12 protein-coding genes are annotated in these 12797 nt (G+C 67.4%); 3 read left to right on the top strand and 9 right to left on the bottom strand.

What is annotated here, in order from left to right; translation table 11 throughout:
- Nucleotides 1-128: 128 nt before the first annotated feature.
- The 3 genes from QX010_RS18975 to QX010_RS18965 all read right to left on the bottom strand — a co-directional run bounded on the left by QX010_RS18975 (nt 129) and on the right by QX010_RS18965 (nt 3628).
- On the bottom strand, nt 129-581 hold the full coding sequence (locus tag QX010_RS18975) for a hypothetical protein (RefSeq protein WP_316181137.1): 453 nt from the start codon (nt 579-581) through the stop codon (nt 129-131).
- 102 nt (nt 582-683) lie between these two features.
- Nucleotides 684-1373, bottom strand: a complete 690-nt coding sequence (locus QX010_RS18970) for a substrate-binding domain-containing protein (RefSeq protein WP_316181135.1) — start codon at nt 1371-1373, stop codon at nt 684-686.
- A gap of 218 nt (nt 1374-1591) precedes the next feature.
- On the bottom strand, nt 1592-3628 hold the full coding sequence (locus QX010_RS18965) for an NAD(+) synthase (RefSeq protein WP_316181134.1): 2037 nt from the start codon (nt 3626-3628) through the stop codon (nt 1592-1594).
- Between the two features lie 188 nt (nt 3629-3816).
- Between QX010_RS18965 and QX010_RS18960 the strand changes: the two genes are divergently transcribed.
- Both QX010_RS18960 and QX010_RS18955 read left to right on the top strand, forming a co-directional pair.
- On the top strand, nt 3817-4668 hold the full coding sequence (locus tag QX010_RS18960; protein WP_316181132.1) for an NAD-dependent epimerase/dehydratase family protein: 852 nt from the start codon (nt 3817-3819) through the stop codon (nt 4666-4668).
- A 126-nt stretch (nt 4669-4794) separates the two neighbouring features.
- Complete coding sequence (locus QX010_RS18955) at nt 4795-5274, top strand: hypothetical protein (RefSeq protein ID WP_316181130.1); 480 nt, start codon at nt 4795-4797, stop codon at nt 5272-5274.
- Between the two features lie 72 nt (nt 5275-5346).
- Here the strand turns inward: QX010_RS18955 and QX010_RS18950 are convergent, their stop codons facing one another.
- The 4 genes from QX010_RS18950 to QX010_RS18935 all read right to left on the bottom strand — a co-directional run bounded on the left by QX010_RS18950 (nt 5347) and on the right by QX010_RS18935 (nt 8141).
- A complete protein-coding gene (locus QX010_RS18950) occupies nt 5347-5973 on the bottom strand; it encodes a hypothetical protein (RefSeq protein ID WP_315804683.1) in 627 nt (208 codons plus the stop codon).
- Nucleotides 5974-6154: 181 nt separating this feature from the next.
- A complete protein-coding gene (locus QX010_RS18945) occupies nt 6155-6421 on the bottom strand; it encodes a hypothetical protein (protein WP_315804595.1) in 267 nt (88 codons plus the stop codon).
- Nucleotides 6422-6493: 72 nt separating this feature from the next.
- Entirely contained in the window at nt 6494-7474 is a 981-nt protein-coding gene (locus QX010_RS18940; RefSeq protein WP_316181128.1) for a nitronate monooxygenase, read from the bottom strand.
- A 58-nt stretch (nt 7475-7532) separates the two neighbouring features.
- Nucleotides 7533-8141, bottom strand: coding sequence for a hypothetical protein (locus tag QX010_RS18935; protein WP_315804597.1), 609 nt, complete (start codon nt 8139-8141; stop codon nt 7533-7535).
- Between the two features lie 154 nt (nt 8142-8295).
- Between QX010_RS18935 and QX010_RS18930 the strand changes: the two genes are divergently transcribed.
- Nucleotides 8296-9858: an AMP-binding protein gene (locus QX010_RS18930; RefSeq protein WP_316181127.1), complete on the top strand. Its 1563-nt coding sequence runs from the start codon at nt 8296-8298 to the stop codon at nt 9856-9858.
- A 953-nt stretch (nt 9859-10811) separates the two neighbouring features.
- Here the strand turns inward: QX010_RS18930 and QX010_RS18925 are convergent.
- Both QX010_RS18925 and QX010_RS18920 read right to left on the bottom strand, forming a co-directional pair.
- On the bottom strand, nt 10812-11891 hold the full coding sequence (locus QX010_RS18925; protein ID WP_316181125.1) for a hypothetical protein: 1080 nt from the start codon (nt 11889-11891) through the stop codon (nt 10812-10814).
- A gap of 420 nt (nt 11892-12311) precedes the next feature.
- Nucleotides 12312-12734: a DUF1801 domain-containing protein gene (locus QX010_RS18920; protein ID WP_315804600.1), complete on the bottom strand. Its 423-nt coding sequence runs from the start codon at nt 12732-12734 to the stop codon at nt 12312-12314.
- Nucleotides 12735-12797: the final 63 nt, after the last annotated feature.

The following is a 12797-nucleotide window of genomic DNA, read 5'->3' as shown; positions in this document are numbered from 1 at the left end:
GGGCTCGGACGACATACGCGCGGACCATTTTTCGTCGCCCCTGGACCGTCGAAGGGATCGGCCGACGCGCGCAACCGGCAGCCGCGCCCCAAGCCGGTGCCGATGCGCTGGTCGCTTCCGATCCGTGCCTACTCCGTCTCGATCTCGGGAAAGGGCGAGTAGACGCGCTTTGCGTCGCAGCTGAGCATCGCGATCTCGCGCCGGCCTTTCAGACCTGCGTGATTCAGGCGCTTGTTGGTGAAGGAAATCGATTCGACCACCGTCCGCGGGCTGAGCTCCTGTCCAAAAGCACGCGGTCTGGTCATGTAGCGCACGCAGATGCCGACCACGGTTCCACCATTGAGGATGTCACCGAACTCCTTGGCGGGGTTCGATATCTGGGCCTTGGTGATGGGCATGCCAGCGTAGTCCGGCCAGGTCTTGAAATCGTTGGCGAGGATCTGACGATAGTCGGCCGGCAGATGCGTCGCCATCGCGGCGGCTTCCGCAGCCTTGTCATTTTCCGCGCTCTGCGTGACGCAGCCGGTCAGCAACGGAGGGATGAGAGATACGAGAGGCCAGCGACGCATGAGTCCTTCCATTCGCTTTCAGCACACGTCCTTCCATAGGGCGCGGCGGGGCGAAGTTCCATGCGGAAGTTGCGAGGCACGTGAGGTCCAGGACGATCCTTGCCCCTCGCCGCCTCACACCGGCGTCATGCCGTGCTGGCGCTTGGTCTCGGCGGTCTCGTCCGAGACCAGATATTCGATGAACGCGCGTGCGGCGTCGGTGTGTGCGCCGGCGTTGCACAACGCGGCGGCGAACACGGTGCCCGGCTGCAGCGCGTCCGGCAGCAGACCGACGATGTCGATGCCAGGTGCGCCGAGCATCTCGCTGAGCTGCTGGAAGCCGACATCGACCTCGCCATCGGCGAGCAGCTTGGCCACGGGAATGCCGGGCTTGGCCTGGACCAGGCGCGAGGCGCCATCGCCCTCCAGGCCCCAGTCGCGGGCGAGCTTCTGCACATATGTGCCGCTCGGGCCGGTGGAGATGCCGATCGCCTTGGCGTTCTCCATCGCCTTGCGCACGGCAGCTTCGTCGAGCGGATCGGGCTTGGCGCTGCCGGCGCGCACCGCCATCGCCATCGGCGATTCCGCGATCTCGATGATGCTGCCGGGCACGAGGTGGCCGTCGGCCTCGAGCTTCTGCAACGCGTCGGAAGCCAGCACCGCGAAATCGAACGCTTCGCCGGCGCGGATGCGCTTGGCGGCATCGACGCCGCCGACGGATTCGATCGTGATCACCTCGCCGGTCGCCTCCTCATAGGCGGCCGCGAGCTCGGCGAGGATCTGCCTCGTCGCCATCGAGGAAATGCCGGCGGCGGTCACGCTCATGGAGGGGCTCCGTTTGAAGAGGCAATTGCAGCGCCGCAAACTACGCTGCGACGCTTCTTCGGATATGGCAAGCGGGGCAGCGGAGCAAGACGGTGGGAGGCAACAGCGGTTACGGCGAGCGCCGCTGCGCTCCCTCTCCCCGTTCTTACGGGGAGAGGGAGCGCACCGCCCGTGATGCAAAACGGTGCGCCATCGACATGCCACGAGAACTGCGTCCCTCACTTCGGCACGCTCTCCAGGTCCTCCAGCCACGCCGTCGCATTGCCGTCCGACGGCGCGCGCCAGTCGCCGCGGGGCGATAATGCGCCGCCGGCCACCACCTTCGGGCCGTTGGGCATCGCCGAGCGCTTGAACTGGCTGAAGGCGAAGAAGCGCTTGAGGAACACTTCGAGCCACTTCCTGATGTCGCCGAGCGCATAGGCGTTGCGCTTGTCGGGCGGAAAGTGCGGCGGCCAGGCGCCCTCGCCCGCATCCTTCCAGGCGTGATGCGCCATGAAGGCGATCTTCGACGGGCGCATACCGTAGCGCAGCGTATAGAACAGGTTGAAGTCCTGCAGCTCATACGGGCCGATCGTGGCCTGCGTGCTCTGCGGCGTCTCGCCCTCCTTCACCGGCACCAGCTCCGGCGAGATCTCGGCCGACAGCACCGCCTCCAGGGTGCGGTCGACATCGGCCGAGAACTGATGCGAGGCGATGACCCAGCGGATGAGATGCTGGATCAGGGTCTTCGGCACGCCAGCATTGACGTTGTAGTGCGCCATCTGATCGCCGACGCCATAGGTGCACCAGCCGAGCGCCAGCTCGGAGAGATCGCCGGTGCCGAGCACGAGGCCGCCGCGGTCGTTGGCGAGGCGGAACAGATAGTCGGTGCGCAGGCCGGCCTGCACGTTCTCGAAGGTGACATCGTAGACCTGTTCGCCGCGGCCGAACGGATGGCCGATGTCCTTCAGCATCTGCGTGGCGGCGGGGCGGATGTCGAGCTCGGCGGCACTGACTTGAAGCGAAGACATCAGCGCATGCGCGTAGGACTTGCTCTGCGCGCCCGTGGCAAAGCCCGGCATCGTGTAGGCCAGGATGTTGGTGCGGGGCAGGCCGAGCAGATCCATCGCCTTCGCCGCGACGATCAGCGCATGCGTGGAATCGAGCCCGCCGGAGACGCCAATGACGATGCGCTTGGTGCCGGTGGCGCGCAGCCGCTGCGTCAGGCCGGCGACCTGGATGTTGTAGGCCTCGTAGCAGTCCTGATCGAGCCGCGCGGCATCGCTCGGCACGAACGGAAAGCGCTCGATGCTGCGCCTGAAGCCGATGTCGCCCTCGGCCGGCTGCAGCTCGAAGCCGATGCGGCGCCAGTGCACGCCGGCGCCTTGCGCGCGCGCATTGTCGTCGAACGTGCCCATCAGCGCGCGCTCCTGGCGCAGCAAATCGAGATCGACGTCGGCGACGATGGTCTGGCCGGTCTGGCGGAAGCGCCCGCTCTCGGCGAGCAGCACGCCGTTCTCGAAGATCGAGGTCTGGCCGTCCCAGGCGAGGTCCGTGGTGGATTCGCCGGCGCCGGCCGCCGCGTAGACATAGGCGGCGAGGCAGCGCGCCGAGGTCGAGCGGCACAAGAGTGAGCGAGACTCGGCGCGGCCGACCGTGATCGGGCTGCCGGAGAGATTGGCGAGCACGGTGGCGCCGGCAAGCGCAAGTTCGGACGCCGGCGTGACAGGGATCCACATGTCCTCGCAGATCTCGACGCCGATCACGAGCCCGGCGACATCGGCGGCGGCGAACAGCAGATCGGTGCCGAACGGCGCCATGGTCTCGGCGACCTCGATCATCTCGCCGCGGATGCCGGCACCGGAGGCGAAGTGGCGGCCTTCGTAGAATTCGCGATAGGTCGGCAGGTAGCTCTTGGGGATGACGCCGAGCACCTCGCCGCGATGGATCACGACCGCGCAATTGTAGACCCGGTGGGCGAAGCGCAGCGGCGCGCCGACGATCAGCACCGGCATCAGGTCATGCGAGGCTTCGACGAGGGTGAGCAGCCCGCGCTGCACGGCGTCGAGCAGCGGGTCCTGCTTGACCAGGTCCTCGATCGCATAGCCGGATAGACAGAGCTCCGGAAACACCGCGACCGCCACGCCCTGGTCATGGCAGGCGCGCGCCGCCGCCAGGATCGCCGCCGCGTTGGCGCTGGGGTTGGCGACGCTGGAGGCCGTGACGCAGGCGGCGACGCGGGCAAAGCCATGGCGGTAGATCGAATGGAAATTCATCGTGGCAGTCCATCTCTTGTCGCCGGAGCATACGACATGGACCATGACGGGAGCCATAACAAGCGCGGCAGGTCAGCACCGCTCCGCCCGCAGGCTGACTCCGCGCGCGTCATTTGAATTGCGCGGGCCGCCCGGCGCCGGGTAACTCGGAGACTCATCTATTCGCGCAGTCCAGGTGAACGGCATCCATGAACCTCTTCGTCATCGGCTTCGGCTACACCGCCCAGCGCTTCGTCGAGCTGCACCGTGGCGCGTTTGCCCGCATCAGCGGCACGGTGCGCAGCGCCGGCAAGCGCGCGGAGCTGGCGCCTGATGACATCGACCTGTTCGACGGCACGGCGCCCGCCGCCGCGACGCTGGCGAAGGCGGCGGACGCCGACGTCGTGCTGATCTCGGTGCCCCCCGGAGCGGGCGACGACCCGGTGCTGGCCGCATTCGGCGACGCGATCACGGCGGGGCGCGCGCGGCGCGTGGTCTATCTCTCGACCGTCGGCGTGTACGGCGACCACCAGGGCGGCTGGATCGACGAGGACACGCCGCTGGCGCCAGAGCACGACCGGGTTCAGGCCCGCGTCCGCGTCGAGGCGGAATGGCGCGCTGTCATCGGCGACCGGCTCGCGGTGCTCCGGCTCGGCGGCATCTACGGGCCCGGCCGCAACGCGCTGGTCGAGCTGCAGGCCGGGCGGGCGCGCCGCATCGTCAAGCCGGGCCAGGTGTTCAACCGCATCCATGTCGATGATGCCGCCAGCGCGATCATGGGTGCGATCCGGCACGGACAAGGCGGCGCCTGGAACATCGTGGACGACGAGCCGGCGCCGCCGCAGGACGTCATCGCCTATGCCGCCAGCCTGATGGGCATCGCGCCGCCGCCCGAGCTGCCGTTCGACAGCGCCGAGCTGTCGCCGATGGCGCGCAGCTTCTATGCCAGCAACCGGCGCATCCTGAATATTCGTGCCAGGCAGGAGCTCGGCGTCGGCTTCGCCTACCCGACCTATCGCGCCGGGCTCGACGCGCTGTGGGCCGCCGGCGACGGGCGCTGAGGCAAGATTTTCGCCGCCGGGCGGGAAACCTTTCATGCCACCGGCGATTGCAACGAACAGAGATTGTCATGCGGGTTTGACGCGACTGCACGTCGCGCAGCCCTCACGGATCAAAGGATGTTCGACATGCAAGGCGATCAACCCATCAGCTGGCTGATGTTCTTCACGCTCGCGGCCGCGATCATCATCGCCGCCGGCGCGTTCCTGGCCTTCCTGCGCTCGCGGCACAACCGGGAGATCGCGGCGGTGGCGCTCGAGGGCGACGGCCGGAGCCGCGGCGTCGCCCCATCTGGCGCGCTGCCTGAGCTCGGCGGCCTGTTCGTGCTCGGGCTCGTGGTCGCCGGCCTGCTGGTCGCTGGCTATCAGAGCGGCGGCGCGACGCGCTTTGCCGGCGGCGACAAGCCGACGCCGGTGCCGTCGGCGCCGAGCAACACCGATCGCGGCACCACGGTCGGCGCCGGCGCCGCGATCACCCCGCCGGAAGCTCCGACCATGACCCAGCCGGCGCGGCCGGCCCCGGACCTGCGCACCGCGCCCGCGTCGTCGCCGACCGGAGCCGGTCCCGAGAGCGGCGGGCATCCAGAGGCCAATCCGCCGGCGCGGTAAAAGACCCCCTCGAACAGCGAAGGCCGCGCAATGCGCGGCCTTTTGACGTGTTCACGGCAGGGATCGCCCGGATCAGATCGCAGCTGCGACCTTGTCGAGGCCGATCGTGCGCGCGAGCCGCCGCACTTCGTCCTTCTGGTCCTCGCGCAACTGCCAGAGCAGCGGCATCGCGGCCGACTTCAGCTGTTGCACCTCATCCGAATCCGGATCGAGCGCCACCGCGCCCGGCTTCGCCGCGCCCTGCCGTCCGGCGTGGATCTTACGGGCGACGGCGCGCAGCGCGGTCTCGACCGCCGGCCAATAATATTCCTGGCTCGACGAGAGCCGCAGCCGCTCCTTGATGCCGGCGATCTGGCCGTCCGACAGCAGCGAATAGGCCTTCTGCACCTCGGGCTTCAGCGGCGCCGGCGTCGGCTCGCTCCGGGCGAGAATCTTGGACTTCGGCACCACCGGCTCGGCAGCAACGACCGCAGCGGCCGACGCCTTGGCCATTTCGGCCTCGGACGGCGCATAGGCATAGGCTTGGCGGAGAGTCGTCTTCGGGGCGGCACTCGGCTGCTGCACCTCGGGGGCCGCAAGTGTGACCATCGCCAGGCGGTCGCCCTTGGCTTCACGGTTGGAGAGCGGGCTCTTCGCCACCACGGGCGGCATCATCGCACCGGCCGAAGGCACGCTGTCCTGCATCAGGACGCTCGTCACGGCCGCGCCTGCGATCAGCACGCCCAGCAAAGCGACAAAAGCGATCGACTTCGTCACGCAATTCTCCGTATCCCGGCGGAAAGCCGCACTTTGCCGAAAAGTGGGAGTTAATTAAGGCTTTACGATGCCACAGAAACACGCCGGCCACCATTCCGCCCTGTGAACATGACGGATATTTTTTTCACGCCGCCGAAGACAGCTCGGCCGGGATCAGCAGATCGTACGCGGCCTGGATGTCGGCAACGATGTCGGAGGCCTCCCAAAGCGCCGCCGGCTCCACCGAATGCAGGCTGATGGTCCAGTTCCCGCCGCGGGCGGTGCGGGGAACGCTCATGATGTCGAACTGGACGTTGCGGCACAGCGGATGCCGCTGCAGGGCATGCCCGACACGGATCCGGATCTCCTCAAGCGTCGCCCGCTCTTTGTCCTGCCGTAGCCCGATGCCCATCGCACGATTCCGCCAAGTTCAAGCTCCGCGGATTGTGGGACCCGATGGTTAATGGTGCCTTAAGGACACACATCACGTTTTCTCACGAGCGTGGCCACCGGCGCCCATGTACTCATCGGCCGTGCGCGCGACCAGTTCGGCAACGGACGGAATGTCGGTGACCCCAGAGGTCGCGTGCCCCGCACTCCAGATGTCGCGCCAGCGTTTCGGCCGCGCCTCGCGCGCAGCAATGTCGATGTCGCTGCCGATCTCGATCGCGCCGCGCGCCGGCAAGGCTTCGGGGTCGAGCCCGGCGGCGACGATCGACGGCCGCAGCATGCTGGTCGGCAGGCCGGTGAAGGCGGACGTCAGCAGCACGTCGTCGGCCGAGCTCGCGACCAGCATCGCCTTGTAGCGATCATCGGCCAGGCTTTCGCGTGTGGCGATGAACTTCGTGCCCATATAGGCGAGGTCGCAGCCGAGCACCTCCGCCGCGCGTAGCGCGACGCCGTCGCTGATGCCGCCGGCAAGCACGATGGGACCATCGAAGAACGCCCTGACCGCGCGCACGAAGGCGAATGGATTGAGCCAGCCGGTCTGGCCGCCGGCCCCGGCCGTGAGCAGCACCAGGCCATCGGCGCCGGCCTCGACCGCGCGCTCGGCATGACGGATCGAGGCAACGTCAGCGAACACCAGCGCGCCCGCATCATGCAGGGGCGCAACGACCTTCGCCGGCGAGCCGACCGAGGTGATCACGATCTCCGGACGATGCCGCAACAGCACCGCGAGATCGTCCTGCAGCCGCGCGTTGGAATGGTGCACGATCAGGTTCGGGCAGAGCGGCGCAGCCGCCCGCCGACTGGCATCGCTGTGGCGCGCGAGCCGATCGGCGATCTCGCGCAGCCAGGCGTCGAGCTCATCGGGAGTGCGACAATTGACGGTCGGGAACGCGCCGATCACGCCGTTCCCGCAGGCCGCGCTCACCAGCTCGATCCCCGACACCAGAAACATCGGCGCTGCGATCAGCGGCAATCGCAGCCGCGTCCGCAGCCCTCCCCATCGCGTGTCCTGCACTTCAGGTCCCTCCCTGATCCTTCGTTGGGCTCAGGGATAGCGACGCGACCGCGTGCGATCAATCGTCGCCGAAGAAGCTGAAGCGCGGTCCATCCATGCCGACCGGCTGCGCCGCATAGGCGCGCGGCGTCGTGTCATCGCGCACCGCCTGCTCGACGGCGCGCATATCCTGCTCGCGGCGCTGCCGCCGGCGCTCGACATATTGCCGGTGCCGCTCGGCGCGGCGCTGCTCCGCGGCGCGCTTGCGCTCGGCGCCGCGCGACTTGAGATCGGCGTCCTCGGGCTTCGCTGCGGCCTTGTCCTGAACGTCCTCGGCGGTAGCGGTCTGGGTGACGGCGTTCGCCGAAGAGGCCGCCGTCGCCTCTGCTGCGGCGTCTTGCGGCGCCGGCGAGGGATCGGTCGAGACCGGGGTCACGGGCCTCGTCTCGGTTGCGGCAGGCGCCACCTTGACCGGCGTGATCGCAGCCGCCTGCGTTGCCGCAAGATACGAGGTGACCGTCGGACTTGGCGACGGCGCCTCCGGCACGGAACGCTCGAGCTTGGCCTGCTCGAGCGCCGGCGATCTCGGATGCATGCCTTCCGCGATCATGAGCCCGCCGCCGAGACCGGCCGCGACGGCAATGGCAACCGTTCCGGCTCCCGCAAAAAAAGCTGTCGAGGTGCGCATGGCCTTGCTCCGTTGTTGTTCGGCCGGGCAACGCGGCGCGCGCAGCGATGTTCCGAGGACGACAAGCGCACCTTGAGCGCGATCGGCTTTCTGATAGCGTCGGCAACAAGCCACGCGACGCAACAACGATCGCGGCATCTCGGAAGGATCGTCCATGAGCCCACAGCTTCATTCGTTTCCGGTCGTCTGTGAGCAGACCCTGCTCACGCTGTCGCGTCATCCGTCGCGCACCGCCTTCAGCTGGCCGGGTGGATCGCTGACCTATCAGGGCGCGACCGACCTCATCGGCCGCATGCAGCGCGTGTTCATGCGGCTCGGCCTGCCGCCGGGAACACGCGTCGCGTTCATCAGCGCGAACCGCGCCGATGCCTGGTGCGCCGGCACGGCGGCGCAGCTGTCGCGGCTCGCCATCACCTGGCTGCATCCGCTGGGCTCGCTGGACGATCAGCTGTTCCAGCTCGCCGATTCCGAATCGCAGGTGCTGGTGATCGATGCCGCCGCGTTCCACGACCGCGGCGGCGAGCTGGCCGCGCGCTCGGGCGGCCTGCGCCACGTGTTCACGCTGGGCGCAGCCGGCTATGGCGCCGACCTCCTCGCCGCGATCGAGCAGTCCGGCCACGCCACCGCGCGAAGCTTCGCCACGCCCGAGGACATCGCGACCTTGAACTACACCGGCGGCACCACCGGAAAGTCGAAGGGCGCGCTGCGTCATCACCGGGAATATGGCGGCTTCGCCACCGCGATCCTCGCCGATTTCGAGATTCCGGAGCGCGCCCGCTACCTGACGGTCGCCCCGATCAGCCATGTCGCCGGCACCAAGGTGCTGCCGACCCTGATGCGCGGCGGCACGGTCCACATGCTGAAGGGCTTCGATCCCGAGGCGGTGCTGGCGACGATCGCGCGCGAGCGCATCAACTTCACGCTGTTCGTGCCGACGATGATCTACGTGCTGCTCGATCATCCCGCGTTGGCTAGGACCGATCTCTCTTCGCTCGAGCTTGTGCTGTATGGCGCCTCGGCGATGTCGCCGACGCGGCTCGTCGAAGGCATCGAGCGCATCGGCCCGGTGTTCTCGCAGCTCTACGGCCAGACCGAATGCTATCCGGTGTCGGTGCTGCGCAAGGCCGACCACGATCCGAAGCAGCCGGAGCTGTTCCTGTCCTGCGGCTTCCCGATCGCGGCCTGCGAGGTCAAGATCCTCGATGACAATGATCAGGAGGTTGCGCAGGGCGAGGCCGGCGAGATCTGCGTGCGCGCGCCGCATGTGATGAGTGAATATTGGAAGCGGCCGGACACCACCGCCGAGACCCTGAAGAACGGCTGGCTGCACACCGGCGACATCGCCCGCCGCGACGAGCGCGGCTACATGTACATCCTCGACCGCAAGAAGGACATGATCGTCTCCGGCGGCTTCAACATCTTCCCACGCGAGATCGAGGATGTGCTGACGCAGCACGCCGATGTGGCGATGTGCGCCGTGGTGGGCGTGCCCGACGACAAATGGGGCGAAGCCGTCACCGCCATCGTGGTGCCGCGCGCCGGCGCGCAGATCGACGCCAGCGAGCTGATCGAGCTGGTCAAGGCGCGCAAGGGCTCGGCCCATGCGCCGAAGCGGATCGAAGTCGTCAACGAGCTGCCGGTGACCGGCGTCGGCAAGATCGACAAGAAGGTGCTGCGCGCGCGGTACTGGGAGGGACGCGGGCGCATGGTGGGGTGAGGACACAGCCACGCTGTCTCGACGGAGATCCGAGCATACGGCTTTGCAATCCCGAGGTAGGCCCCCCGCTCGCAGCCGCCACCCTCCGCTGTCGTCCCGGGCAGGCGAAGCGCGACCCAGGGATCCATGACCGCAGGAGGGCGTGGTGAGACGAGTCGTGTCGACATGCGTGCCTCGAACATCGGCCTGTGGCTATGGATCCCCGCGTTCGCGCGGATGACATTGTGTTTGTTGCACGAGTGGAGACCATGGCCCTTCCATCTCGCGACGCATCGGCGTCCGAGTCTTGCTGACGTTCTCCCCTCCATCAGACGGAGGGTGCAGGGAAGGCCAGGCCTCGACCGAGGCCTGCGGTCCGCGTGCAGCAAAAAAGCACGCGGCAGAACCACAGGTTCGGCCGGATAGACCCGGCCTTCCCTGCGCGATGGGTTGACGGATTATACGCAGTCTCCCCGGCGACCGGGCTTGTTTGCCACCGTCGTCCCGCAAGATGCCCCTGGGCGATCTCACGAAACTTGACCTCAGCGTCGGGAGGCCAGGACCCTGCGACTTCACCGTCCGCGACGAGACGTACGTCGGCATGCTTGGAGCACGCTGCGCCCGTCGCGGCCACCGCCTCCCACCCCAACGCGTCGTGACGTTCGCGAAGCGCCCCTCGTCAGTGAGGCGGGATGAGAAGAGGAAAACAGATATTTCTGATAATGCAAAGTCGAATATTTTTCGTCGAGGATCTGGACAGGCCAAATCTGCTTGAAGGCGTTGCCGAATTTCACATTTCGGCGCACGCGGTTTCCGCTGCGCGGCGCGGCCGTGGAGCCGGCGGTGAACGTGAGAAAGCCTGTTCGTCGGGCAAATCACCTCCGTCGGTCAATGGCCCCGCTCTGCGCGATGGCCGGGATACTGCCCGAGTCGTTCGTCGGGTCCAGCGCGACCGCGCCAGCGCGCGGGCTTCATCACAGCGCACCGAACGCGTCGCGCGAGGGTGGAAGCGGGAGCCAGTCGGGAATCCGGCGTTTGGCAAGCCAATAGGGCCGCCACAGCGCGCGCCAAGTGACGAGGTCGAGCGGCGCCTGGCCCCACTTCATCCTGGCCGGCTCGATCTGTGAGAGATCGTGCAGATGCAGCCAGCGTCGCGCGATCCACCACAGGTCGTGCGACGCGGCCGCGTTTCCGGCCCCCTTGAGCTGGACGATGTTCAGCAAAGGATCGCGCCAGTGGCGGCCGACCTCCAGCGTCGCAACGCGTTCACCCCGGTGACGGACGCTCCACAGCCGCGAGCGGTTGTGGACGATGTCAGCGCCGTAGGTGCGGACACAATTGCGCATGGCGGCCGCTTCGTCGACCAGATCCGGAATCTTGTCGAGCGGCCTGAACTCATAGTCCCCGATCCGGCCGGGATCGAGCCACATGTCGCTGATCGGCAATTGACCGAGATTGAGATGCAGCGAGATCCGACCGCGCCAGTTGGATGCGGCAGTGATTGCGGCATCGAGCCTCATGTCCGGCGTCCACGGCCGTTCGATGAGATCGTGGGCGAGACGGCCGGGCTGGCCAGAGAACCAGATCCACAGGGCGAGCAGATGCACGCGGTCGCGGTTCACGATCTTCGGCGCACGGACGTACTCCCGCGCAATCCAGACGGCGGCGGCCTCATGGGCGATGGTCGCCATCTCCGAGACGAGTTGCAGCCATATCGGCATCAACTTCGGCGAGCGCGGCAAGTGATTGCCGATCTGCCTGCGGAACAGATCGCCGTCCGGCAGCCGCGGGATCGGACAAACGAACGCCTCCGGCGGCAGCTTGCGCAGCCACATCGGCAGGCCCGCCGCGGCGGCCGCCTCGGCAAGCGAACGTCCCGCGATCACGCGAGCAATCGCCGGCTCCGGGTCAACCTGTTTGCGCGGCACCGCCAGCGCGAACAACAGCGCCGGAAAGCTCAGCGCGAGGTCGGCGAGATGCGGATGGCGCTGCGCCAGCGCAGTGACGCGGGACTGGAAACGAGACGCATAGCGCCGCAGCCGACGTTCACACAACGAAGAACGCACCGGCTCCCGGCGGGGAGTCAGCAGAGGATGAGATGTCATGACACAAGTGTTCAAGCGCAGGCCAGGAGGGCCGCGGGCTTTTCGATGAGTTGTGAAAGAGTCAGATCATATCCGGGACAATCATCCCGGTGGCCGCGTCAATGATCGCGCAGCGAGCCCGGGAAGCGTGCGAGTCTGGACATCGTCGCCTCCTGCGTTGAAGTTGGGGTGGCGCTGAATAGCCGGTTTCGCTGCGCGGCGCAACTCCAGCGAGTTCGTCAGGTGCTCGACCGTTTCCTGCAACTGGTGTGCTTCGCTAAGCCTGTCATCGCCTGTCATCGCGCCGCGCATGCGCAGCGGCCCGTTGGCTCGCGACCCCGGGCGGGCAGCGACGCGTGAGGATTGCCGTCCGCTGCTGCACCGCCCCTGCTACGCTTTCCGACCGCTCCGCTTCGTCCCATTCAGCGCAACCGCGGCGCGGATCAGCGCCATGAACGCCGCCTCGTCGATCACGTCGCCTTCGTGAAGGTCGATGGCGCGGCGGGTGTTGCCGTCGAGGCTGGCGTTGAAGAGGCCGGAAGGGTCAGGCACCGAAGCTCCCTTGAGGAAGGTGAGCTTCACAGCCGCCTTGTAGGTTTCGCCGGTGCAAACGATGCCGCCATGCGACCACACGGGAACGCCGCGCCACTTCCATTCTTCGACGATATCGGGATCGGCCTGTCTGATGAGATCACGCACATGGCCGAGCGTGACGCCGCGCCAGTCACCGAGTTGCTTGATCCGGACGTCGATCAGTTCCGACGGAGACTGGCTCCCCTCGCCGGCACCTTCAGCCTTCGTTGATTTCGCCATGACGCTTGTTCCGTTCAGCTGCGCGTAGTTCCATCTGCGTGTAGTTCGCAGCGCGCCGTATTT

It is taken from the genome of Bradyrhizobium sp. SZCCHNRI1009, from assembly GCF_032487575.1.
Classification (GTDB): domain Bacteria; phylum Pseudomonadota; class Alphaproteobacteria; order Rhizobiales; family Xanthobacteraceae; genus Bradyrhizobium.
Note: the sequence above shows the minus strand (reverse complement) of the source record. Positions and strands in the feature narration are given on the sequence as shown.

Excerpts from the sequence above, each read along its gene's own strand:
- QX010_RS18975 (WP_316181137.1), bottom strand. The coding sequence starts at position 581 with ATGGAAGGACTCATGCGTCGCTGGCCTCTCGTATCTCTCATCCCTCCG.
- QX010_RS18970 (WP_316181135.1), bottom strand. The coding sequence starts at position 1,373 with ATGAGCGTGACCGCCGCCGGCATTTCCTCGATGGCGACGAGGCAGATC.
- QX010_RS18965 (WP_316181134.1), bottom strand. The coding sequence starts at position 3,628 with ATGAATTTCCATTCGATCTACCGCCATGGCTTTGCCCGCGTCGCCGCC.
- QX010_RS18960 (WP_316181132.1), top strand. The coding sequence starts at position 3,817 with ATGAACCTCTTCGTCATCGGCTTCGGCTACACCGCCCAGCGCTTCGTC.
- QX010_RS18955 (WP_316181130.1), top strand. The coding sequence starts at position 4,795 with ATGCAAGGCGATCAACCCATCAGCTGGCTGATGTTCTTCACGCTCGCG.
- QX010_RS18945 (WP_315804595.1), bottom strand. The coding sequence starts at position 6,421 with ATGGGCATCGGGCTACGGCAGGACAAAGAGCGGGCGACGCTTGAGGAG.
- QX010_RS18935 (WP_315804597.1), bottom strand. The coding sequence starts at position 8,141 with ATGCGCACCTCGACAGCTTTTTTTGCGGGAGCCGGAACGGTTGCCATT.
- QX010_RS18930 (WP_316181127.1), top strand. The coding sequence starts at position 8,296 with ATGAGCCCACAGCTTCATTCGTTTCCGGTCGTCTGTGAGCAGACCCTG.
- QX010_RS18920 (WP_315804600.1), bottom strand. The coding sequence starts at position 12,734 with ATGGCGAAATCAACGAAGGCTGAAGGTGCCGGCGAGGGGAGCCAGTCT.